Origin of the sequence: Pseudomonas paralactis, from assembly GCF_001439735.1 — a bacterium.
Lineage (GTDB): Bacteria > Pseudomonadota > Gammaproteobacteria > Pseudomonadales > Pseudomonadaceae > Aquipseudomonas > Aquipseudomonas paralactis.
Genome location: NZ_JYLN01000002.1, coordinates 284,535 through 307,243, shown reverse-complemented (window position 1 = coordinate 307,243; position 22,709 = coordinate 284,535). Strand labels below are relative to the sequence as shown.

The 22,709-nt window shown below is 58.4% G+C and carries 27 protein-coding genes; 19 read left to right on the top strand and 8 right to left on the bottom strand.

Going from position 1 to position 22,709, the window contains the following annotated elements; genetic code table 11:
* The first annotated feature begins 11 nt into the window (after positions 1 to 11).
* From TX23_RS05640 to recX, 15 genes are all read left to right on the top strand, one after another.
* Positions 12 to 641: a tail assembly protein gene (locus TX23_RS05640; protein ID WP_057701372.1), complete on the top strand. Its 630-nt coding sequence runs from the start codon at positions 12 to 14 to the stop codon at positions 639 to 641.
* Positions 638 to 1,297, top strand: a complete 660-nt coding sequence (locus tag TX23_RS05635) for a tail assembly protein (protein ID WP_198843640.1) — start codon at positions 638 to 640, stop codon at positions 1,295 to 1,297. Before TX23_RS05640 ends, TX23_RS05635 begins: the two co-directional genes overlap by 4 nt.
* Positions 1,298 to 1,356: 59 nt before the next feature.
* Positions 1,357 to 5,085, top strand: a complete 3,729-nt coding sequence (locus tag TX23_RS05630) for a host specificity protein J (protein WP_057701371.1) — start codon at positions 1,357 to 1,359, stop codon at positions 5,083 to 5,085.
* A 28-nt stretch (positions 5,086 to 5,113) separates the two neighbouring features.
* Entirely contained in the window at positions 5,114 to 5,383 is a 270-nt protein-coding gene (locus tag TX23_RS27975; RefSeq protein WP_157243908.1) for a hypothetical protein, read from the top strand.
* Complete coding sequence (locus tag TX23_RS05625) at positions 5,383 to 6,093, top strand: hypothetical protein (RefSeq protein WP_157243907.1); 711 nt, start codon at positions 5,383 to 5,385, stop codon at positions 6,091 to 6,093. Before TX23_RS27975 ends, TX23_RS05625 begins: the two co-directional genes overlap by 1 nt.
* A gap of 66 nt (positions 6,094 to 6,159) precedes the next feature.
* Complete coding sequence (locus TX23_RS05620) at positions 6,160 to 7,191, top strand: pyocin knob domain-containing protein (RefSeq protein WP_157243906.1); 1,032 nt, start codon at positions 6,160 to 6,162, stop codon at positions 7,189 to 7,191.
* A 1-nt stretch (position 7,192) separates the two neighbouring features.
* Complete coding sequence (locus TX23_RS05615) at positions 7,193 to 7,519, top strand: hypothetical protein (protein WP_057701368.1); 327 nt, start codon at positions 7,193 to 7,195, stop codon at positions 7,517 to 7,519.
* Between the two features lie 71 nt (positions 7,520 to 7,590).
* Positions 7,591 to 8,685: a hypothetical protein gene (locus TX23_RS05610; RefSeq protein WP_057701367.1), complete on the top strand. Its 1,095-nt coding sequence runs from the start codon at positions 7,591 to 7,593 to the stop codon at positions 8,683 to 8,685.
* On the top strand, positions 8,682 to 9,035 hold the full coding sequence (locus TX23_RS05605; protein ID WP_057701366.1) for a hypothetical protein: 354 nt from the start codon (positions 8,682 to 8,684) through the stop codon (positions 9,033 to 9,035). Before TX23_RS05610 ends, TX23_RS05605 begins: the two co-directional genes overlap by 4 nt.
* Positions 9,028 to 9,219: a hypothetical protein gene (locus tag TX23_RS05600; protein ID WP_057701365.1), complete on the top strand. Its 192-nt coding sequence runs from the start codon at positions 9,028 to 9,030 to the stop codon at positions 9,217 to 9,219. Before TX23_RS05605 ends, TX23_RS05600 begins: the two co-directional genes overlap by 8 nt.
* Positions 9,216 to 9,767: a glycoside hydrolase family 19 protein gene (locus TX23_RS05595; RefSeq protein ID WP_057701364.1), complete on the top strand. Its 552-nt coding sequence runs from the start codon at positions 9,216 to 9,218 to the stop codon at positions 9,765 to 9,767. Before TX23_RS05600 ends, TX23_RS05595 begins: the two co-directional genes overlap by 4 nt.
* Complete coding sequence (locus TX23_RS05590; protein ID WP_057701363.1) at positions 9,755 to 10,249, top strand: lysis system i-spanin subunit Rz; 495 nt, start codon at positions 9,755 to 9,757, stop codon at positions 10,247 to 10,249. Before TX23_RS05595 ends, TX23_RS05590 begins: the two co-directional genes overlap by 13 nt.
* An 81-nt stretch (positions 10,250 to 10,330) precedes the next feature.
* A complete protein-coding gene (locus TX23_RS05585; RefSeq protein WP_014717175.1) occupies positions 10,331 to 10,831 on the top strand; it encodes a CinA family protein in 501 nt (166 codons plus the stop codon).
* An 83-nt stretch (positions 10,832 to 10,914) separates the two neighbouring features.
* Positions 10,915 to 11,973 (top strand): recombinase RecA, encoded by a 1,059-nt coding sequence (gene recA / locus TX23_RS05580; RefSeq protein ID WP_005785454.1) that lies wholly within the window; start codon positions 10,915 to 10,917, stop codon positions 11,971 to 11,973.
* Positions 11,974 to 11,981: 8 nt separating this feature from the next.
* Complete coding sequence (gene recX, locus TX23_RS05575) at positions 11,982 to 12,449, top strand: recombination regulator RecX (RefSeq protein ID WP_034118389.1); 468 nt, start codon at positions 11,982 to 11,984, stop codon at positions 12,447 to 12,449.
* Between the two features lie 61 nt (positions 12,450 to 12,510).
* On the opposite strand, the gene TX23_RS05570 is transcribed toward recX, so the two are convergent.
* Positions 12,511 to 13,623: an LOG family protein gene (locus tag TX23_RS05570; protein WP_057701362.1), complete on the bottom strand. Its 1,113-nt coding sequence runs from the start codon at positions 13,621 to 13,623 to the stop codon at positions 12,511 to 12,513.
* Positions 13,624 to 13,917: 294 nt separating this feature from the next.
* Positions 13,918 to 14,352 carry a PA3611 family quorum-sensing-regulated virulence factor gene (locus TX23_RS05565; protein WP_057701361.1) on the bottom strand — a complete coding sequence of 145 codons (435 nt, stop codon included), beginning with the start codon at positions 14,350 to 14,352 and terminating at the stop codon, positions 13,918 to 13,920.
* 178 nt (positions 14,353 to 14,530) lie between these two features.
* Between TX23_RS05565 and TX23_RS05560 the strand changes: the two genes are divergently transcribed.
* From TX23_RS05560 to TX23_RS05550, 3 genes are all read left to right on the top strand, one after another.
* Entirely contained in the window at positions 14,531 to 15,250 is a 720-nt protein-coding gene (locus TX23_RS05560; RefSeq protein ID WP_057701360.1) for a tRNA-uridine aminocarboxypropyltransferase, read from the top strand.
* Positions 15,251 to 15,501: 251 nt separating this feature from the next.
* Positions 15,502 to 16,152 (top strand): response regulator transcription factor ErdR, encoded by a 651-nt coding sequence (gene erdR / locus TX23_RS05555; RefSeq protein ID WP_057701359.1) that lies wholly within the window; start codon positions 15,502 to 15,504, stop codon positions 16,150 to 16,152.
* Positions 16,153 to 16,227: 75 nt separating this feature from the next.
* On the top strand, positions 16,228 to 16,590 hold the full coding sequence (locus TX23_RS05550) for a diacylglycerol kinase (protein ID WP_003189051.1): 363 nt from the start codon (positions 16,228 to 16,230) through the stop codon (positions 16,588 to 16,590).
* A 3-nt stretch (positions 16,591 to 16,593) separates the two neighbouring features.
* Here TX23_RS05550 and TX23_RS05545 read toward each other — a convergent pair whose 3' ends face one another.
* The gene (locus TX23_RS05545; RefSeq protein ID WP_010212678.1) at positions 16,594 to 17,520 is read right to left on the bottom strand and encodes a LysR family transcriptional regulator; all 927 of its coding nucleotides are present in this window, start codon (positions 17,518 to 17,520) and stop codon (positions 16,594 to 16,596) included.
* Positions 17,521 to 17,645: 125 nt separating this feature from the next.
* Here TX23_RS05545 and fpr point away from each other — a divergent pair, with 125 nt between their 5' ends.
* Positions 17,646 to 18,425, top strand: coding sequence for a ferredoxin-NADP reductase (gene fpr, locus TX23_RS05540; RefSeq protein ID WP_003189055.1), 780 nt, complete (start codon positions 17,646 to 17,648; stop codon positions 18,423 to 18,425).
* 132 nt (positions 18,426 to 18,557) lie between these two features.
* Here the strand turns inward: fpr and tsaA are convergent, their stop codons facing one another.
* From tsaA to rimO, 5 genes are all read right to left on the bottom strand, one after another.
* Positions 18,558 to 19,253: a tRNA (N6-threonylcarbamoyladenosine(37)-N6)-methyltransferase TrmO gene (gene tsaA / locus TX23_RS05535; protein WP_057701358.1), complete on the bottom strand. Its 696-nt coding sequence runs from the start codon at positions 19,251 to 19,253 to the stop codon at positions 18,558 to 18,560.
* Between the two features lie 3 nt (positions 19,254 to 19,256).
* Positions 19,257 to 19,718, bottom strand: coding sequence for a YehS family protein (locus TX23_RS05530; RefSeq protein ID WP_005785469.1), 462 nt, complete (start codon positions 19,716 to 19,718; stop codon positions 19,257 to 19,259).
* A 69-nt stretch (positions 19,719 to 19,787) separates the two neighbouring features.
* Complete coding sequence (locus TX23_RS05525) at positions 19,788 to 20,498, bottom strand: rRNA pseudouridine synthase (RefSeq protein WP_057701357.1); 711 nt, start codon at positions 20,496 to 20,498, stop codon at positions 19,788 to 19,790.
* Positions 20,499 to 20,704: 206 nt separating this feature from the next.
* Positions 20,705 to 21,175: a GNAT family N-acetyltransferase gene (locus tag TX23_RS05520; protein ID WP_057701356.1), complete on the bottom strand. Its 471-nt coding sequence runs from the start codon at positions 21,173 to 21,175 to the stop codon at positions 20,705 to 20,707.
* A gap of 109 nt (positions 21,176 to 21,284) precedes the next feature.
* Positions 21,285 to 22,625, bottom strand: coding sequence for a 30S ribosomal protein S12 methylthiotransferase RimO (rimO, locus tag TX23_RS05515; protein WP_003231334.1), 1,341 nt, complete (start codon positions 22,623 to 22,625; stop codon positions 21,285 to 21,287).
* Between the last annotated feature and the right edge of the window lie 84 nt (positions 22,626 to 22,709).

Below are 22,709 nucleotides of genomic sequence, written 5' to 3'. Positions count from 1 at the left end.
TGGAGGATGCCATGCATCATGAAAAAGTCAGGACGGTGCGCCTCTACGGCAGCCTGGGCGCCAGCTTCGGGCGCGTGCATCGGCTGGCGGTGAGCAATGCTTCAGAAGCGATCCATGCGCTGTGCATTCTGGTGCCGGGGTTCGAGGGTTTCTTGATGGAGTCCAAGGACCGGGGCGTGACGTATTCGATTTTCCTGGGGCGTGACAACATTGGCCAGGATCGCCTCAAGGCACCTCCAGGCGCTGCGGATATACGTATCGCACCGGTACTGATGGGCAGCAAACGCGCAGGGTCCATGCAAACCATTATTGGCGTGGCGCTGATTGTCGCTGCCTCGTACTTCTCTGGCGGTCTGGCCTCGGGGAGTTCCTCAGCCTTGATCGGTGCTTCATCCACCACCGGTTGGACCTTTGCCGCGAGCATGGGGATTTCCATGGCCATGGGCGGCGTTATGCAGTTGATGTCGCCGATGGCCAAAGGCCTGGGCACCATGGACCGTCCGGAAAACCGTGCGAGTTACAGCTTCAATGGGCCGGTCAATACCAGCATTCAAGGCAGCCCTGTGGGCCTGCTTTATGGTCAGTTGACGGTAGGCAGCGCGGTCATCAGCGCGGGCATTTATGCACAGGACCAACTATGAGGAAGATTGCGGTGACTCCCAATTCCCAAACGTGCGTGCCAGCCACACAACAAACCGCTGCCGAAAAGGTGCGCACGGTTCGCCTGTATGGCGTGCTGGGGGCGCGCTTTGGCAGAGTGCATCGATTGGCAGTCAGTAGCGTTTCAGAGGCCATACATGCCCTGAGCATCCTTCTGCCTGGCTTTGAACGTTTCCTGATGGAGTCCAAAGACAACGGGCTGACCTATTCGGTGTTCACGGGCAAGGAAAACATCCCCCAGGAGCGCCTCGGTGCCCCGATCGGCAATGACGACATCCGCCTGGCGCCAGTGCTGATCGGCAGCAAGCGCGCGGGCGCCCTGCAGACCATTGTCGGCGCGGTGCTGATTGTCGTTGGCGCGATTATCACAGGCGGTACCTTTGGTGCCGGCGCACCGTTTGGTTCGGGCATGATCATGATGGGCGCCTCCATGGTAATGGGAGGCGTGATGCAGATGTTGTCACCCGTACCCAAGGGGCTGGCGGCACAAGATGGCCCCAATAACCGCGCCAGCTACAGCTTCAACGGACCGGTCAACACCAGTGCCCAGGGCAACCCGGTAGGCCTGCTTTACGGCCAACTGATCGTCGGCAGCTCCGTGATCAGCGCCGGGATCTACACCCAGGATCAACTCTAACGTTCCTGCTCTTCAACCAGCCCGCCGAGTGCGGGCTTTATTTCGCCTGAAGGAAAGCCATGACTGACCTCACTCTCGCTGGCAGCAAAGGCGGCGCGTCCAAGCCCCGTCCCTCCGTGGAGGCGCCAGACAGCCTGCAAAGTACGGCCTATGCCCGTATCCTCGATCTCGTCAGCGAAGGCGAGATTGTCGGTTTGAAAAACGATAAGCGCTCGGTGTTTCTCGACGAGACCCCGCTGGCCAACGCCGATGGCAGCCTCAACTTCAGTGGCGTGACCCTCGACACCCGCAATGGCAGCCAGGACCAGTCACATATCCCTGGCTTCCCGGCAGTGGAAAACGAAAGCCCGGTGTCGATCGAGCTGCGCAGCGATCAGCCCTGGACCAAGTCCTATTCCAACCTGCAACTGTCGGCGGTACGGGTTCGCCTGGCCGTGACGCGGCTGTCGCAGACCAACACCAGCAACGGCGACACCAACGGTTATACCGTGCAGTACGCCATCGACCTGTCCACCGACGGCGGTGCGTTTACAGAGGTGCTGGCCGCTGCGTTCAGCGGTAAAACCACCACCAAGTACGAACGTTCCCACCGCGTTGACTTGCCCCCAGCCAAAGTGGGCTGGGCCCTGCGCGTGCGGCGTATTACACCCAACTCCACCAGTGGTGCGATTGCCGATACCACCACCGTGGAGTCGTCCACCGAGGTGATTGACGCCAAGCTGCGCTACCCGGGCTCGGCGCTGATCGGCCTGCAATTCGATGCCGCACAATTTCAGTCGATCCCCTCGCGCTCTTTCGAACTGCGCGGGCGCATCATCAAGGTGCCAAGTAACTACGATCCGCAAACCCGCACCTACAGCGGGGTATGGGACGGCACGTTCAAATCGGCCTGGACCGACAACCCGGCCTGGATTTACTACGATCTGCTGTTGCACCAACGCTATGGCCTGGGCCACCTGCTCAACGCCGGCCAAGTGGATAAGTGGGAGCTTTACCGCATCGGCCAGTACTGCGACCAGCCGGTGTCCGACGGCAAGGGCGGCACCGAACCGCGCTTCACCTGCAACCTGTACCTGTCGGTGCGTGCCGATGCCTTGAAGGTGCTGCAAGACCTGGCGACTACCTTTCGGGGCATGGCCTATTGGGGCGCGGGTTCCGTGATGGCGGTGGCGGATATGCCGGAAGACCCGGTCTACACCTACTCCAACGCCAACGTGATCGGCGGCCAGTTCATCTACGGCGGTTCGGCGAAAAAGACCCGCTACACCGTCGCCCTGGTCAGTTGGAATGACCCGACGGATTTCTATCGCCAGAAGGTGCAATACGTCGACGACGCCGAAGGCATCGCACGCTACGGCATTCAGCAAACCGAAATCAGCGCCACCGGTTGCACGTCGCAAGCCCAAGCCCAGCGCATCGGCAAATGGGCGTTGCTGACCAACCGCCTGGAAACCGAAAGCGTGACCTTCGCGGTCGGCCTCGACGGCACCCTGGCGCGCCCCGGCCAGATCATCCGCGTGGCCGACAACGACCGCGCCGGCCGCCGCATTGGCGGGCGCTTGCGCGCTGCCACCCTCGACACCCTGACCCTGGATGCCGAAGTCACCGCCACTGCCGGCGACACCATCACCCTGGTGATGCCCAACGGCAAGGCGGTGTCCCGAGCGGTAAAATCCGTCAGCGCCGCAGGTGCGGATGAGCAGTTGGTAGTGCTGCAAACCAGGCTCGACGAACTCCCGTCGGCCCAATCGATCTGGGCTATCGATTCGGCGACCCTGGCTTTGCAACAGTTTCGCGTACTGTCGATTTCCGAAGACTTTTCGGATGACGAAATCAAATACAGCCTCAGCGCGGTCAAGCACGTACCGAGCAAATTTGCCGCCATCGACAACGGCGCCAAAATCGACAGCCCGCCGATCACCGTGATCCCGCCGAGCGTGCAAGCAGCACCGACCGGCGTGACGGTCAGCAATGACCATTTCGTCGAGCAAGGCAGCGCGGTCAATGTCATGACCATCGAGTGGCAGCGAGTGGCCAATGCCATTGCGTACGAGGCTTACTGGCGCAAGAACGACGGTGAATGGGTCTACGCAGGCCGCACGGGCGGCAGTTCTATCGAGGTGTCCGGCATTTATGCCGGGCGTTATGTGGCCAAGGTGCGGGCGATCAACGCGCTGGATATCGGCTCCCTGTATAGCGAGTCCGTGGAAACCGTCCTTAACGGCAAGACCACACTGCCGCCGACCGTGGCCGCGCTGACGACGGAGTCGTTGGTGTTTGCGATCAAGGTGAAATGGCAGATTCCGCAGGGAGTGAGCACGGCGGATTTGCAGCGTACGGAAATCTGGTACGGGAAGACCGCTGATCTGGCGATGGCAACCAAGCTGGGGGATTACGCCTATCCGCAGACTGATTTGACCATGATGGGGCTGGCGGCGGGGACGTCGTTGTTCTTCTGGGCACGGTTGGTGGATCGCACGGGCAATATCGGGCCGTGGTTTCCAAGCGGGTCGGGCGTCAACGGGCAAGCGAGTTCGGATGCTTCGCCGATTCTGGATCTGATCGCAGGGCAAATCAGCGAGACGGAACTGGGCAAGCACTTGCTCGACCGTATCGAGTTGATTGATGGATCGGGCGCGGGTTCGGTCAACGACCGATTGGACAATACCCGTAAAGAACTGCAAGCACTGGTTGATCAAGTGACGGATGCGTTGCTGTATGACGCGGCCAGGGCATATGCCAGTGGCGAGTTTGTACGCCAGGAAAATCATCTTTACCAGGCTATCCAGACAGTACCGGCTAACAGCCCGCCGCCTAACGCGGCTTATTGGCTCGACATTGGCTCCCTGGTGCAAACCAGCAATGCACTGGCGTTGCAGATCCAGCAGAACAAAACAGCGATTGAGACGGTGGACGGCAAGGTTACCAGCACCGCCCAGAAAACCGACGGGGTTTATGCTCAGGTCAATCCGAAGATGGCAGGTGATGAGCAAACCTCATTTGCGGGTGATGACGTTTCCATGGCTGGTACTTGGTCGGTGATGTCTGCGATTGCCGAAGGTGATATTGCCCAGGCGATTAAGACGGATGCGTTGGAGGTCAGGGTTAATCAGAACCGAGCCAGTATCACCAGCGTAGATAGCGCTTCTGCTTCCCGGGATGAAGCCCTTGCCCAGCGGGTTACGCGGCTGGATGCAAAGGTCAATAACAACTCGGCATCGATTGATACGCGACTAACGACGTTGGCCACTGCGGATAAAACGCTGGCCCAAAGCATTGAAACGGTACAGACCAAAGTTAACCAACAGTCAGTGAGTATCCAGACCAATGCCTCGGCGATTGCGGATACCAATGGGAAGTTGGCGGCGAATTGGTCAGTGCGGATGCAAGTTGCTGCGGGTGGTGGTTATAAGTTCGCCGGTATTGGGTTGGGCATCGAGAATGGTCCAGGTGGGTTACAAAGTCAGTTTCTGATTTCGGCGGATCAGTTTGCGATTTATAACGAAAATACGCCGGGTAAGCCTTCGACACCGTTCGCAGTCAGGGGAACTGAGACATTTATCGATAGTGCATTTATTCAGAACGGCACGATCACTAACGCCAAAATTGGTCAGGTTATTCAGTCCAATGACTATCAACCGGGTGTCCGTGGTTGGAAGCTTGACAAGGCGGGTGGGTTGGAACTTAACGGGGTAGGTGGCGGTGGCCGGATGACCATCAGCAATCAATTGGTTCAAGTGTTTGATGCTAACCAGGTATTGCGTGTTCGATTCGGGATCTGGGGTTAATCACCAACCCATCAACAGGAGAGAGGCTATGGCAGCAGGATTTCAAGCGTTCAATGCACAGGGCGAAGTGCTGGTCGATGTAAACACTCGGCTTGCTCGAGTGATTGGTAGAATAAGCAGCGGCACTGGATCAGGTTCGTTGATGGTCGATGCATTCGCTCAAGGTCGTCCTTGGTATATGGTCACACTCGAGGCAGGCATCAATGTTACTGATGGGCCCCAATGCCGTATTTCACAGAACACCTTGATGTGGAGTGCCTCTGTCAATCCAGGGCTTATCACTTACGGTATTTCATGATGGCTATTGGTTTTCAAGTTTTAAACGATGACCGCAGCGTACTCCTTGATCAAAACTTTAAAACTTACGGTTTTGTGAGTAAGACAACTCAGGTGAGTACTGCCACCAGCAGCAACCCGGCATGGGGGCAGTACTTGGATGTCTGGATACCGGATGCCGAGGAAATTGTGGCTGTACGCGCCCAGAACGAAGCTCACTCAGTGTGCCTGGCGAATGTATCGCGCAGTGGAGGTGGTTACATCCAGCGTTACGTCACCGATGGTTCAACGATCGTCAACCTGGACGTTTATCGTTTCCGGCCGGGCGTGTCTGCGGGAGGAGCCTTTGGCATGCAGATATTCAATGACCATGGCGAGTTGGTTTATGACGCGACGACGCCTCAGTTAATTGTAAGAGACGTATTGGTAGGGACGGATAATTTTGAGGCGGTGGTCGGCGATCATAATTATGAGACAGGCAAGAAATATGCAGTTGTATTTGGAGGTCGATGTGGGCGAAGTTGGCGCACCACGCAATTTACGGGTGGCGGTGGGAACTTCAGGATTAATGAATATGCGAGCACTAACTTCTTCACTCATGGTCCAGGTAAAATAAATTTTAAGGTCAAATATTATTATTACTATGGATATACCAAGCAGCATCAGGTGAAAGAGTTCAATTATCGAGCTGAAGCCTACAGCTACCTCGTAGTCGATGTGAGCGGGATATGACTGCAAGTGATAATAAGATAAGGAACTTGCTGAGGTTGAAATGGATTTTCAATTTGGAGGTTAAGGATGTCTCGACAAGAAATTGATCTCGGTACGCGCCCCAGCGGTGTGGGCGGTGATACACCGCGTAGCGCTAATTTTAAAATCAACGCGATGACTCAAGAGCTATATAGCCGGATGGATGCACTTGGCTCGGCGGCTTCGGGCATATTGACGACAAGCGCCGATGACCATACTCCGGGCCGAGTCGTTCGCGTGGGCGACTTTGGCGTGGGCGCCTACAATCCCCTCCCGGAAGCAGACCTTGATGGTGTGCGCAAACCGGGCACCTATTATTCAATATCCGGCTTGCATACTCCCACAGGTCAAAACGGTTGGTTGACCGTCAATGAGGCCGGCGCTGGCTATACCATGCAAGAGTACTTTGTCGTCAACGACGCTTCCAAGTGGGTCCGTGTGGAGATGGTGGGCGTTTGGCAACCCTGGCAAAAAGTCCTCACCGACGGCCCAGGCCTGGCCTCCAGCCAGCAAAGGTTGGGCCTCAAGTCGCGTGCCTTTCAGGCTGATGGTGAGCGCCTGCTTGGGCAAAACACCACGGAGGCGGGGAGGGCCAGTGGTTCTCTGGTTTCCTCGCTGACCATCCACACCGCCATCCCCTATACCGAGAGCGAATCGCCGTTGATTCGTTGTGTGGGCTGCATAAACGGATACACGTCGCCGTTTACGCTTGACCTGTCCTGGTATTACTACCAGGGCGCGTTCAGTTCCGGCGTTGCGCTGTTGAATGCAGCATCCCCGGCCATCGGTAATGTGCAAGGCGGACCCGCTTTGAAAGTCAGCGTATATCGCCGTCCAGAGACCGGCCTGATGTCCGTTTACATCGGGTTTCCCGGAGTGGTCTACCTGCCCCGGTTTGCGATGTATTCAATTCAGACCGGCACCCTTGAAGTGCCCGCAGCCTTTGCATCGAACTGGATCACGGAGGCGGACATCGCACCGCCTACCACCGGCATGAACGTGGGCGCGCTGAATGTCATTACCACTCTGAACACGGCCAACTGCGCAAAACAGGCTGATGGCTCGATAAAGGCGATTTGAAATGAGAGCAGTCATTGAACTACGCGGGGCCGAGGGCGCTTGCACGGTTGTCCCGTTCAGCAATCAGAAAGTCACCTCGAAGCGAAAGGCTCAAGGTGTCTATGAAGTGCGCGGTACGTTGGGTCTTATCCCGCTGGCGCCTGAAGGGAGTGGGTGGGGCTACAGCATGGGAGTCGGTGAGAAAGAAGTGTTGGCAGTTATCACGTTCTCCAGAAAAGTCATGACCGTCAAATTGCAAAAAGACGGGCAACCCTACGAGTTGGTCGGGGCTGTTTCCCTGCATTGTGAAATAGCCGATGCGGCTCCGGTGGTGGTGCCAGTTTTTTGAACGGTTGACAGGCGTTTTCCAGTGCCCGCCTTCGCGCGGGCTTTTTATTGAACTGACTATGGAGAGTCCCCATGGCACGACAGGAAATCAATATTGGTGCGGCACCCACTGGCGTCGGCGGTGATACTCCGCGCAGCGCCAGTATCAAGATCAACGCAATGACCCAGGAGCTGTTTGCCCGCCAGGCTCAGTTGGGCACGGCAGCCACTCAAAACGTAGTGACGGGCAGCGACGACTTCACCCCAGGGCGAGTGTCAATGATGGGTCATGCGGGCTGGGGCGCCGAGCCCATTTCGAAACAGCCGACCGACGACGCCAACGAGTTGCCGCGTGTCAGTGGTTTGTTTCAGTTCGGCAATGGGGGCGCCAACCTGCCCAATCCCTATGTACAGATCCTGCAGATTGCCAACTCGGGCGGCTATATCTGGCAAACCGCGAAAGCCATGCTGGATGAGTCGGTTTTTACCCGCGGCCGACGGGGCGATGGGCAGTGGTCACCGTGGCGCGCCGAAATCAATACATCGGTTTTCGCCCTGGGGACTGCGCCAGGCGCAACGCCGGGAGAATTGATGGGGCTATCGGCGGCGCAAACCGCTTCGCCCAACAAAGCCAATACCGGCCTGTACAGTTATTACCTGCACCCCGACGGTGTGCCGGGCTTTGGTGCGATCAGTGTGCTGTCCCAGGCGTGGGGCCATGATCCGCAGTGGCGTGCGCAGTTGTCGATGGCGGTATCGGGGGATGGTATTCACTTCCGCCAGTTCAGCGTCAACCCAGGCGCGGCGGCACCCAACTGGCGCAGCATTCTTCATAACGGTAACGCGATTTCCGGGGTGCTTAACGCTGGCCCTTCGGGTGCTTTGCCAATTAATTCCGGGCTGATCGAACGTGGCGGTGCGCTCGATAATTGGTACTTCCGCTTTGCCGGGGGTTTGCAAATCTGTCAGCAGCGCTTCACCGGCTACACCGCTGGTGTCACGCGCAACGTTGCATGGCTGGCGGCTTTCGCGGACACGCCTGTGGCGGTGTTCCCCAACATTTACCCGTCGATTGACTGGGACATGTCGGCCAGATGCTACGGCAATAGTGGTTCCTACTTTTTTATGTCTGACCGGACGCTGAACAATATCGTGACAGTGACGGCAATCGGGAGATGGCACGCATGATTATTCACCATGTTCCTTTTCGGCCTCTTGGCATCGCGACTCCCACGACAGCCTTTGTCGAAGGTGAAACATTGATCCTGAATGACCAAAGGATTGACCTTTCGCAGATCCCTGACGGAATGACCCTGCCGATGTCCGCCATCGGGCATGAATTGTTCGCAGGGCCCGTCACCCGTCGTAATGGCGAGATCGAATTGACCTTGAAGCTGGCCGTCAACGCGGGGGCGCCAGCTTATATGTGGCAGAACGGCAGGCTCCAGGTATCCGCCGGGCCGGTTCCCTTTCCGGTCGAGCCGATTGATCCGCCCAATCACTCAGCCAAACCCGTGGAGGACTTGAGCGATGTTTGATTTGTCGAAGCTTGAAAAAAACCAGACCCCCCAAGACCTCCAGGCACAGGCGGACTCCCGTGAGGCCCTTGCTTATCTGGCGTCTACCGACTGGTACAGCTTGCGGTACCTCGAAGAGAACACGCCCGTGCCCGAAGCGATTCTGGCTGCCAGAGCGGTGGCCCGTGGCAAGGTCATCCCATGACACTCGCGCAACTTCAGCAAGTCTTCCCACGCGCCCGCTCTCTAGCGGGCGTTTTCATATCCTCACTCAACTTGGCAATGCTGAATCGGCAAATCAACACTCCCCAACGCGCCGCAGCCTTCCTTGCTCAAATCGGTCACGAGTCGGGTGAACTGCACTACGTGCGCGAACTGGGCAGTGATCAATACCTGACCAAGTACGACACCGGCAGCTTGGCCGCGCGCCTGGGCAACACCCCCGAAGCGGACGGAGATGGACAAAAGTATCGTGGCAGAGGGCTCATCCAGATAACTGGCCGCCGTAATTACCTTGCGTGCAGCCAGGCATTGTTCGCCGATGATCGCCTGTTGCTCCAGCCACAATTGCTGGAGCAACCGCAATGGGCCTGCGAATCCGCCGCCTGGTTCTGGCAAAGCAACGGCCTCAACGAGCTCGCCGACAAAGGCCAGTTCACCACCATCACCCGCCGCATCAACGGTGGCCTTAACGGTCTGGACGACCGTTTGCAATTATGGGCCCGGGCGAAGGCGGTGTTATGCGCTTCCTAGGCGCGTTTCGCTTGATCGGTGTGTGCTTGCTCATGGCGTTGGTCTGGCAGGTACAAGCGTGGCGATACGGTGCGCGTATTGAGTTGCAATCGGTCGCCCATGCCCAGGCTCTGAGTCGACAAAGCCAGGCAGCCCTGGAGCGTCAACAGGCCGAACAAACCAAACGCCTGGCTCTTGAGCAACAGCTCAACGCCAGCGACCAGCAACACACCCAGGAATTAAGCGATGCCCAACGCAACCAAGCGGCTCTGCGCGATCGCCTGGCCACTGCTGATGTGCGGCTGTCAGTCCTTCTCGACACCACCGCCACTGGCTGTACAGTGCCAGCCACCTCCACCCCCGGCGGCGTGGTTCATGCAGCCCCGCGAGCCCGACTTGACCCGGCGCATGCTCAACGAATTATCCGCATCACCGACGACGGCGACAGCGCCCTGATCGCCTTGCGTGCTTGCCAGGCCTATGTGCAGGCCGTCGCGCGTTAGTCTCTTGATGCACTCTGTATCTTGCATGGCCGATAGGCTCCTGTAGGGTAGGCGAACCCCCGCCCACTCCTGGAGACGACTGTGAAGGAAATCACTCAACTGGCTGCCGAACTGGGTCGCCGTTTGCAGGTGCTCAGTGCTCACGTGACCACTGCCGAGTCCTGTACCGGCGGCGGCATTGCCGAAGCCATCACGCGAATTCCGGGCAGCTCGGCCTGGTTCGAGGCGGGCTATGTCACCTATTCCAACCGGCAGAAGACCCGACAGTTGAATGTGCCGGAAAAACTGTTCGTCAAGGTCGGGGCTGTCAGCCAGGAAGTGGTGGAGGCGATGGCCCGCGGTGCGCAGGAAAAAAGCCTGGCGCGATTTGCCGTGGCGGTCAGCGGTGTGGCCGGCCCCGATGGCGGCTCGCCGGACAAGCCGGTGGGCACCGTTTGGCTGGCCTTTGCGGTGGGCGATGAGGTGACCGCCGAGCTCGCGCACTTCCCCGGCAACCGCGACGAGGTCCGCCGACAAACGGTGAAAGCCGCGCTGGAGGGCTTGTTGCGACGAGCTGCAGCAGAAATAGACAATCAGGGGTAGGCGATCACCGATCTTTGTGGAACAATACTGTCTACTTATACAGGTGTTGGCCGTCAGGCCTTATTGATTACGTGAGGACTTTAATGGACGACAACAAGAAGAAAGCCTTGGCTGCGGCCCTGGGTCAGATCGAACGTCAATTCGGCAAGGGTGCCGTAATGCGTATGGGCGATCACGACCGTCAGGCGATCCCGGCTATTTCCACCGGCTCTCTGGGTCTGGACATCGCACTCGGCATTGGCGGCCTGCCAAAAGGCCGTATCGTTGAAATCTACGGTCCTGAATCTTCCGGTAAAACCACCCTGACCCTGTCGGTGATTGCCCAGGCGCAAAAGATGGGCGCCACCTGTGCGTTCGTCGACGCCGAGCACGCCCTGGATCCTGAGTACGCCGGCAAGCTGGGCGTCAACGTCGATGACCTGCTGGTTTCTCAGCCGGACACCGGCGAGCAAGCCCTGGAAATCACCGACATGCTGGTGCGCTCCAACGCCATCGACGTGATCGTGGTCGACTCCGTGGCTGCCCTGGTACCCAAGGCTGAAATCGAAGGCGAAATGGGCGACATGCACGTGGGCCTGCAAGCCCGTTTGATGTCTCAGGCGCTGCGTAAAATCACAGGTAACATCAAGAACGCCAACTGCCTGGTGATCTTCATCAACCAGATCCGTATGAAGATCGGCGTGATGTTCGGCAGCCCGGAAACCACCACCGGTGGTAACGCGCTGAAGTTCTACGCTTCGGTCCGTCTGGATATCCGCCGTACTGGCGCGGTGAAGGAAGGTGACGAGGTTGTCGGTAGCGAAACCCGCGTCAAGGTCGTGAAGAACAAAGTGGCCCCGCCATTCCGTCAGGCTGAGTTCCAGATTCTCTACGGTAAGGGTATCTACCTGAACGGCGAGATGATCGACCTGGGCGTACTGCACGGTTTCGTCGAGAAGTCCGGTGCCTGGTATGCCTACAACGGCAGCAAGATCGGTCAGGGCAAGGCCAACTCGGCCAAGTTCCTGGCGGACAATCCGGATATCGCTGCCACGCTTGAGAAGCAGATCCGCGACAAGCTGCTGACCCCGGCGCCGGACGTTAAAGCTGCCGCCAACCGCGAGCCGGTTGACGAGATGGAAGAAGCAGACACTGACATCTGAAGCAAACGATGACTGTTGTACTGGATACACTCGTCGCCGTTCGGCGCACTGCGATGGACCTGCTTGCTCGCCGCGAGCATGGCCGAGTCGAGCTGACGCGTAAGTTGCGTCAGCGCGGCGCAGAGCCTGAGATGATCGAAACAGCCCTCGACCGTTTGACGGAAGAGGGGCTGTTGTCGGAAGCCCGTTACCTTGAAAGTTTTGTGTCCTACCGAGCGCGCTCCGGTTATGGCCCTGCGCGAATTCGTGAAGAGCTGAGCCAGCGTGGCCTGCAACGTGCCGATATTGATCTTGCCCTGCGTGAGTGCGGTATCAGCTGGCAGTCTCAATTGGAAGACACCTGGCGCCGCAAGTTTGCGGGGCATCTTCCGATTGATGCCAGGGAGCGTGCGAAGCAAGGTCGCTTCCTGAGCTATCGCGGGTTTTCGATGGACATGATCAGTCGCTTGTTAAGCGGTCGGGATATGGACGACTGAACGCCCCAAAACGAAAGGCCCACTATGAAAATAGTGGGCCTTTTTTTTCGCCTGCAAAAAACTACGCCGGCAGTGACGTCACGCGTTGCTGCGTCTCGCCTTGGGCCTGTGCCCAGTTTTCCGGCAGGTTGATGTAATCCACCAACTCCCGCAGCCGCCCCTGGTCGCGGCCATTGAAGTTGAACACCAGGCGGGTCAAGTGGCTGAACCTGGGTTCGTCATGGTCTTCGCCCGTATAGGCGAGTTGTTGAAATTCGCCACTGAGCCGCAGGCTGGCGAACTCTTGCTGCAAATGGGCCAGGGCGCGTTCACTGAGAGGATGGTTCATGCGCACCACAAACTCACGTTTCAGCCAACGGGTGGAGTGGAAGTTGGCATAGAACTGGTTGATTTCATCCACGGCTTCTTCGGCGCTGTAGACCAAACGTATCAGCTTGAGGTCGGTGGGCAGGATATAGCGGTTGGCCTCCAACTGGCTGCGGATAAAGTCCAGGGCGCCTTGCCAGAACCCACCGCCCGGTGCATCCAGTAATACTACTGGCACCAGCGGGCTCTTGCCGGTCTGGATCAGGGTCAGTACTTCCAGCGCTTCGTCCAGAGTGCCGAAACCGCCAGGGCACAACACCAGCGCGTCGGCTTCCTTGACGAAGAACAGCTTGCGGGTAAAGAAAAAGTGGAATGACAGCAGGTTTTCGGTGCCATCGATGGTGGGGTTGGCGTGTTGTTCAAAGGGCAGGGTGATATTGAACCCCAAGCTATGTGCCAGCCCTGCGCCTTCGTGGGCTGCCGCCATGATGCCGCCGCCGCCGCCAGTGATCACCATCAGGTCGGAGCGCGCCAACGCGGCACCCACCTCTCGGGCCAGCGAATACAGTGGGCTTTCCACAGGGGTACGTGCCGAGCCGAACACCGTCACCTTGCGCCGCCCCTTGAATTGTTCGAGTACGCGAAAGGCATGGTCCAACTCGCGAATGGCGCGCAGGGTGATCTTGGCGTTCCAGCGATCACGGTCGTCCTGAGCCATGCGCAGAACGGTGAGGATCATGTCGCGATACAGGGGGATATTCGGGCTGTTGGGAGCGATCAGCTGGATTTGTGCGTCGACCTGCTGCGTGAGGTCGGTTCCGTTTTCTTCAAAGTGACGAAGCAACTGGTCATTGGATTCATAAGGCATTCAACTTCTCCTTCTTTACAGGGCCTGGATAGTCGACGAGAGCGTCGTCGGGGGCCACGACACTGCATGTGTCGTTGCATGCCACAGGAGGGCAGGCCTCTTTTGCCCTGAAAGTGTTACAGAACAGCATTGAAATAGCTGTGGGCGGGCGTATGGAATGGCTTGATCATGGGCCGAAAAACCCTTGGCTGGCAACCACTTATTGGTTACACATCAGAGCGTTCAGTCGTTGGCAGAAAACGGATCCAGGGATTGCGCGCCGCTGGACAGCCGCGCGCGAGGGGGCAGCAGCAATTACTTTTTCTTTTTTGCCGGAGTCGGGCAATCGGCTTCAACGAACTTGACCGACGCCACAGGGCGATTGGTCTTGTTCTCGGTGATTTCGTAGCGCATCACCGCACCTTTTGCCATCAATTCGCGGTAGCCAGGGTTGGTGCAAACACTGCGTCCGAGCTGGAAATACACAGCCTTGGGGTTGGCACGCATCTGTTCGGCACGATCAGACTGAACGCTGAGGTGATCGATCAGTTGCATACCTTCAACCGTGTAGGCCACTTCCAGGGTCTTTTCGTCGATTTCCCGGGGCAGGTCCTTGTTGCTTTCGGCCGCGACGCTTTGCAGCTTCTTGTTCATTTGAGCCTCCAGCAGCGAGGCCGCGTGGGCGCCCATAGGCAAAACCAGCGCAAGGGCGACGGATGGGGCAACAAGGCGCAGCATGGAACGCAGCATGGAAATCTCCTGATTCGGTTACTGGTGCATAGACCAGCCACTGCGCTGTGCGTTCAGTGGCGCGCAATTATAGGTGAGCCCTTGCCACTACAGCCAGGCGTATCGCTGGTAAACTGCGGGACTTCTGTTTTTCACGAGTTTCTCCCGTGTCGATTTCCTTTTCTTCGCCGCGTGCTCGATGAGCCACGCCGTTTCTCGTTTGCGTGCCCAGCGTCTGGCGCGTGCCGTCAGGCCGTTTCTCAATCGGGGTTCCCGCGCTGAGCGCTGTGCCGGTTGTCGGGTCATTCCTGAGTACTGTTTGTGCGCCTGGCGGCCCCAGGTACAAGCCAAGTCAGCCATGTGCCTGTTGATGCATGACGTTGAGCCGATGAAACCCAGCAACACCGGCTGGCTGATCGCCGATGTCATACACGACACCACCGCATTCGCCTGGTCGCGTACCGAAGTCGACCCTGATTTGCTCAGGTTGTTGGCCGATCCACAGTGGCAGCCCTATATTGTATTTCCCGGTGAATTCGTGGCGCCACAACGGGTGGTCAGTGAAGTCCGCGCAGGGGAGGGCAAGCGCCCGCTGTTTATCTTGCTGGACGGCACCTGGAGCGAAGCGCGCAAGATGTTTCGCAAAAGCCCTTATCTGGAGCATCTGCCGGTCCTGAGCCTGGCGCCCGAGCAGTTGTCTCGCTACAAACTGCGCCGTTCCAAACGTGATGACCATTTCTGTACCGCCGAGGTGGCGGCGTTGTGCCTGGAATTGGCTGATGACTTGGCGGCCAGCGAAGTGCTGGATGCCTACCTCGATGTATTCAGCACCCACTACCTGGCTGCCAAGTTTCAAATGCCGCTGGATCCGACGGACGCTGTGCATACTCGCCTCGCACCCTACATCCCGGCGGTATAACCAGACGACGTTTGCATGATGGCACCGTAAACCTGCAACCCGCTAAAATGCCCGCAGGCGTAGTGCTTGACCCTCCAGGCTACGCTGGTCATGCTGGGCGCCGATTGGGGCGCAACCGTGAATGCCTGACGTCGTTTCAAGTGCTTTTGACGTCGAGCAGGCCCTGTGGCGATAGCTGCCAGGCCGTCGCCTTGTGTATTGGTGAGCCCTGAACCATCGGGGCTCCCATAAAAAACAGGATCATTTAACCAATGGCCACATACGAAATCCTGATAGCCGATGACCATCCGCTGTTTCGCAGCGCTCTGCATCAGGCAGTCACCCTGGGGCTTGGCCCTGATGTTCGCTTGGTCGAAGTGGCCAGCATCGCTGAACTGGAAGCGCGCCTCACCGAAAAATCCGACTGGGACCTGGTATTGCTCGACCTGAACATGCCCGGCGCCTATGGCTTTTCCGGGCTGGTACTGCTGCGCGGGCAGTACCCGCAGATCCCGGTGGTCATGGTCTCGGCCCAGGAAGAAGCCGACGTGGTGGTACGCTCCAAAGAGTTTGGCGCCAGCGGTTTCATTCCCAAGTCCAGCGCGATGGAAGATATCCAGAAAGCCGTGCGTGCGGTATTGGACGGCGATGTGTCCTGGCCGCCCCAGGCGTTTGAACAAATCAATGTGTCCGACGAAGCCAAGGCCGCCCGTGATGGCCTGGCCAGCCTGACCCCTCAGCAGTTCCGGGTGCTGACCATGGTGTGCGAAGGTTTGCTGAACAAGCAGATTGCCTACGAATTGAACGTGTCGGAGGCGACCATCAAGGCCCACGTGACGGCGATTTTCCGTAAGCTCGGAGTGCGTACCCGGACCCAGGCGGCGTTGCTCTTGCAGCAGCTTGAGTCAATCTCGCAACATTAAGTTACAGCCGCTTCACGCTTTTTTGACTTTGCGTGATCTAGCTTCCCCACTTCTTTGGTTCAGTTGCCTACATCTATGTCGCCTTTCAAGGGTCAAACCGGTATCAAACGTATCTTCAATGCTGGGGGCTATTCCCTGGATGGCCTGCGCGCAGCTTTCACCGGCGAGGCGGCGTTCCGTCAGTTGGTATTGCTGAACGTCATCCTGATCCCGTTGAGCTTTTTCCTGCAGGTCAGCCGGGTTGAGCGCGCGTTGCTGATCGCGGTGTGCTTGCTGGCGTTGATCGTCGAATTGCTCAATTCTGCGGTAGAAGCGGCCATTGACCGCATTTCCCTGGACCGCCACCCCTTATCGAAAAACGCCAAGGACATGGGCAGCGCCGCGCAATTTGTGGCACTGACCATGATCACTCTGGTGTGGGCTGTGATCCTGATCTGACGATCAGGCGATACTCGGCAGCACGATCTCGTCGCTGCGCTGCACCCCGGCGGTGAAAGCGCGGCACAGTTCGAGAAATTCGCGCATCGCCGAGGTCTGGTACTTCTGCTTGTGCCAGATGAAGTAGAACTGCCGGGCCAGGTCCAGGTCCGGGGTTTCTACCGGCACCAGGCTGCCGCGACGGAACGCGTCGCGTAGCGCCAGCCGCGAAATGCAGCCAATCCCCAACCCCGACTCCACAGCCCGCTTGATTGCCTCGGTATGTTCCAGCTCCAGGCGGATATTCAGCGCGCTGCGATGATGGCGCATGGCCTGGTCAAAGGTCAGGCGCGTGCCCGAACCTTGTTCGCGCAGGATCCACGCTTCGTGGGTCAGCTCATCCATGCTTGCCACGCCACGCTTGGCCAGATGATGCTGGGGCGCGCAAAACACCACCAGCTCGTCTTCTACCCAGGTTTGCACTTCGATATCCGGGTGGCTGCAGTCACCTTCGATTAGACCCAGGTCAATTTCGTAGTGCGCCACCTGATGCACGATATGCGCAGTGTTCTGCACATGCAGTTTCACCTGGCTCTCGGGATGCTGCTGCATAAAGCTGCCAATCAGCAGCGTCGCCAGGTAATTGCCGATGGTCAGGGTGGCGCCGACTGCCAGGGAGCCGAAGCCGGATTTGCCGTTGAGCAGGTCTTCTATCTCCTTGGCCTGGTCCAGTAGCGCCACCGCCTGGGGTAGTAACTGATGGCCGAGGGCGTTGAGGCTCAGACGTTTACCGGCGCGGTCGAATAATTGGCAGCTGGATTGACGCTCCAGCTCGGTAATCGACGTGCTGGCGGCGGATTGAGATAAGGCCAGAAGGCCAGCAGCGCGAGAGACGCTTTCCTGCTGGGCGACGGCGACGAAAACTTGCAGTTGACGGAGAGTAAATCGCATATCGATATAACCGATAACCCTTATCTTAATAATCCAGTTAACAGATATTGTCGCCGCCATTAGAATGCTGTGCAATTGCGCATCCTTACCTTTGGCGCAGACCCATTTCCAGGAGTCCCCCGTACATGAGCAACATGAACCACGAGCGTGTCCTCAGTGTTCATCACTGGAACGACACTCTGTTCAGCTTCAAGTGCACCCGCGATCCGGGCCTGCGCTTCGAGAACGGTCAGTTCGTGATGATCGGCCTGCAACAGCCCAACGGCCGCCCGCTCATGCGCGCTTACTCGATTGCCAGCCCAAACTGGGAAGAGCATCTGGAATTCTTCAGCATCAAGGTGCCGGATGGCCCGCTGACTTCCCAATTGCAGCATTTGAAGGAAGGCGACGAGATCATCATCAGCAAAAAACCGACGGGCACCCTGGTGCTTGACGATTTGAAGCCGGGCAAACACCTGTACCTGCTCAGCACCGGCACTGGCCTCGCGCCGTTCATGAGCGTGATCCAGGACCCGGAGACCTACGAGCGTTTCGAAAAAGTGATCCTGTGCCACGGCGTGCGTTACGTCAACGAAGTTGCCTACCGCGAATTCATCACCGAGCACCTGCCGCAGAACGAGTTCTTCGGTGAAGCCCTGCGTGACAAGTTGATCTACTACCCGACCGTGACCCGCGAGCCGTTCGAAAACGAAGGCCGCCTGACCGACCTGATGCGCAGCGGCAAGCTGTTCAGCGACATCGGCCTGCCGCCGATCAATCCTGAAGACGACCGCGCCATGCTGTGCGGCAGCCCAAGCATGTTGGATGAAACCAGCGAAGTGTTGAACAGCTTCGGCCTGAAGGTTTCGCCACGGATGCGTGAGCCGGGTGACTACCTGATCGAGCGTGCGTTCGTCGAGAAGTAATACAGAGTCAGTAACACCAGCGATCCAAAAAGTGTGGGAGCTGGCTTGCCTGCGATGCAGACACCTCAGTGGTTCAGTTGAACCGAGGTGATGCTATCGCAGGCAAGCCAGCTCCCACATTTGGTTTTCGCCCTATTTAGCCGAAACCACTTCCAGCACACAAATCATCCCCGGCTCCGGGTAGTGCCAGCGCACATCCACATCCCAGAAACGCACACCGTATTCACGCTCAGGACCGGGCGTTTGGTAGGCCGGTCGCGGATCTTGCGCCAGGCACTGATCAATCAATTCCACCAGCGGTTCACCAAGGCGCTGTGCATGGCCTTGCGCCTGTTGCAGCGCAGCCTTGAGCCATTGCACGCCGATCTGCGCGGGCGCATCGCTGGCGATGTCGTTGGTGGCCGCATCCACGATATCGGCATAGGGCACATACGGCTTGATATCCAGCACCGGCGTGCCATCGAGCAAATCGATCCCGGAAATCCACAACCGCCCCGGCTCCACTTTGTCCAGCTTCACCACCGACTGGCCAATGCCATTGGGCCGATGGGTTGCGCGGGTGGCAAACACGCCCATGGACGTATTGCCGCCCAGGCGTGGCGGGCGCACTTTCAGGCGTGGTTTGTCTTCCAGGGCCTGATGAAACAGAAACAGCAGCCACACATGGCTGACCTGTTCCAGCCCCTGCACCGCCTCGCCCTGGTCGAACGGCGCCACCAGCTCCAGCACGCCACGGGCAGCCGGTGCCAGTTGCGGTTGGCGCGGGATGGCGAACTTCTCCTTGAAACAGGAGCGTACGAAGCCGACGGGCGAGACCTGGTAACTCATGGCTTAGGCACGGACCCGCAAGGTCAGGCCCTTGAGGAAGTTGCGCAGCAACTGGTCGCCACAGGTGCGGTAGTTGGTATGACCAAACTTGCGAAACAGTGCGCTCAGCTCTGGCTTGGATACCGGGAACTCCGCCGCCTTGAGGATGGCATGCATGTCGTCTTCCTTGAGTTCGAAGGCCACACGCAGCTTTTTCAGGATGATGTTGTTGGTCACCGGGGTTTCGATCGGCTGCGGTGGACGGCTTTCGTCCTTGCCGCGCTTGAAAATCACCAAGCCATCAAGGAAGTGAGCCATGACTTCATCCGGGCAGAACACGAAGCCTTCTTCCTCATCTTTTTTGAGGTAGGTCAGCAGGTCTTCCTTGGTCACGTCCATGCCGCCGAGCTTGATGATCTCGACCATCTTGTTGTCGCTGATGTCGAGCATGTAGCGCACGCTGCGCAGTACGTCGTTGTGAATCATGGTGGGCAATCCTGGTATTCAACTGATGACACCGCCGGAATCAGGCGGTGTCGGGAAAAGGGGAACGGTTTAGAACTTCTCTTTGCCGGACAGGTAACGCCATTGACCCACTGGCACCTTGCCAATGGACACACCGCCGATGCGGATGCGGCGGATGGCGATGACTTTCAGGCCAACGGCTTCGCAGAACAGTGCGATCACGCCGGGTTGCGGGTTTTTCATCGCAAAGCGCAGGCGGTTTTCGTTCTGCCAGCTGGCTTTCACGGCGGGCAGCTCTTTACCCTTGTAGGTCAGGCCGTGGTTCAGGCGGTTAAGGCCGTGGGCAACCATGTCGCCTTCGACTTCTACCACGTATTCCTGCTCGATCTTGGCGGCATCGGCGGTCAACTTGCGCAGAATCTTCCAGTCCTGAGTGAACACCAGCAGGCCGCTGGCTTTGGCTTGCAGGTCGGCGCTGGCGGTCAGGCGCAGGAAATGCCCCTTGAGCGGGCGCTTACTGAAGCGGTGTTCTTCGGACAGGGTCTCGGCGCTGATCGTGGCCATGGCGGTTTCAGGGTCCATGCCAGCCGGCGCGTGCAACAGAATGGTCACCGGCTCAGGCGCGGTGGCTTTGGCTTCTGGGTCCAGCTCGACTTTCTCGTCAGTGACCTTGAACTGCGGCTCGTCGATCACTTCGCCGTCCACCGAGACCCAGCCGCCTTCGATAAACAGCTCAGCCTCCCGACGGGAGCAACCGACCAGTTCGATAAGGCGTTTGGAGAGGCGTATGGGGTCAGTCATGACAAGGGCCGTAACAAAAGGGGGCCACTATTGTACCTGCCTGGCGCCGGTTAATCCCGGCCCCATTTCAGCGCATGTGCCTTAACATTATTTAACTGAGGCACCACGGATCAAATGTGGGAGCTGGCTTGCCTGCGATGGCGGTATACCAGCACCGGATGGGTAGACTGATCCGACGCCTTCGCAGGCAAGCGAGCTCCCACAGTTCAGGCCTTACGGGCCTGTTGCTGCTGGTGTAGGCGCAGGTGCAGCAATGGATAGGGCTGCCCAAGACCATCATGCTCTGTGCGCCCGATGACCTCAAAGCCTTGCTTGAGGTAAAAACCCAGGGCCTGGGGGTTCTGTTCGTTGACGTCCAGTTCATCGGCGTTCATGTGTTCGATCGCGTATACCAGCAATTGCCGGCCCAGTCCCTGGCCACGGTGGTGCGGGTCGATAAACAGCATCTCCACCTTACCCGCCGACACTCCGGCGAACCCGGTGATGTGTTGGCGTGAGTCTTTGGTGCAAATCAGCATCACTGCATCCAGGTAGCGGGTCAGCACCAGGTTTTTCAGCAGATCGATATAGCTGTCCGGCAGGAAGTCGTGGGTGGCGCGTACCGACGCTTCCCAGATCTGCGCCAGGCGCTCGTGGTCGCTGGCTTTAGGTGTGTAGATGACCGAATGCTGACGCATGACCGCTGCCCCTTGGCGTAATTGGCGCTGATGGGCAAAACGATAGACCTAAAAAAGCCCCGCATCTTGTCAGAGGCGGGGCTTTTTTAAAATTTTACGCAAACACCCTTCAGTCGCGCTTTTCAGCCCACAAGTCGTACTCGTCGGCGTCGGTCACGGTGCACCAGACCTTGTCGCCCGGTTTCAAGCCGCTGGCATCGTCAATAAACACGTTACCGTCGATTTCCGGGGCATCGAAGAAGCAGCGGCCAACGGCGCCTTGCTCGTCGACTTCATCGATCAACACTTCGATTTCCTTGCCGATGCGCAGTTGCAGGCGTGCCGAGCTGATCGCCTGCTGGTGCGCCATGAAGCGCTCCCAACGGTCTTGCTTGACGTCGTCCGGCACCACGGCCAGATCCAGCAGGTTGGCCGGAGCGCCCTCCACCGGCGAGTACTGGAAGCAGCCGACGCGGTCCAGCTGCGCTTCGGTCAGCCAGTCCAGCAGGTACTGGAAGTCTTCTTCGGTCTCGCCGGGGAAGCCGACGATGAAGGTGGAACGGATGATCAGTTCCGGGCAGATCTCGCGCCAGTTCTTGATGCGTGCCAGGGTCTTGTCTTCGAACGCCGGGCGTTTCATCGCCTTGAGCACTTTCGGGCTGGCGTGCTGGAACGGGATGTCCAGGTACGGCAGGATCTTGCCGGCGGCCATCAACGGGATCAGTTCGTCCACGTGCGGGTACGGGTAAACGTAGTGCAGGCGCACCCACACGCCCAGGCTGCTCAACGCTTCGCAGAGTTCGGTCATGCGGGTTTTCACCGGCGCGCCGTTCCAGAAGCCGGTGCGGTATTTCACATCGACGCCGTAAGCGCTGGTGTCCTGGGAGATCACCAGCAGCTCCTTGACGCCAGACTTGACCAGGCGCTGGGCCTCATCAAGCACATCACCGACCGGGCGGCTCACCAGCTTGCCGCGCATCGACGGGATGATGCAGAAGCTGCAGCTGTGGTTGCAGCCTTCAGAAATCTTCAGGTACGCGTAGTGACGCGGGGTCAGCTTGATGCCCTGGGGTGGCACCAGGTCGATCAGCGGGTTGTGGTCCTGACGTGGCGGCACCACTTCGTGCACGGCGTTGACCACCTGCTCGTACTGCTGCGGGCCGGTCACGGCCAGCACGCTCGGGTGCACGTTGCGGATATTGCCTTCTTCCACACCCATGCAACCGGTCACGATGACCTTGCCGTTTTCCTTGATGGCTTCGCCGATCACTTCCAGTGACTCGGCTTTGGCCGAGTCGATAAAGCCGCAGGTGTTGACCACCACCACATCGGCGTCCTGGTACGTGGACACGACGTCATAGCCTTCCATCCGCAATTGCGTGAGGATGCGCTCGGAGTCGACCAGAGCCTTCGGGCAACCCAGGGAAACAAAGCCAACCTTGGGGTTGGCTTTTGCGATGGTGGTGGACATGTCTAACCTCGGTATTGAATGACGCTGCCGGTCGTGCACGACAAGGCAACGGATGGGCGCTTGGTGCGCCTCTGATCAAAAAGT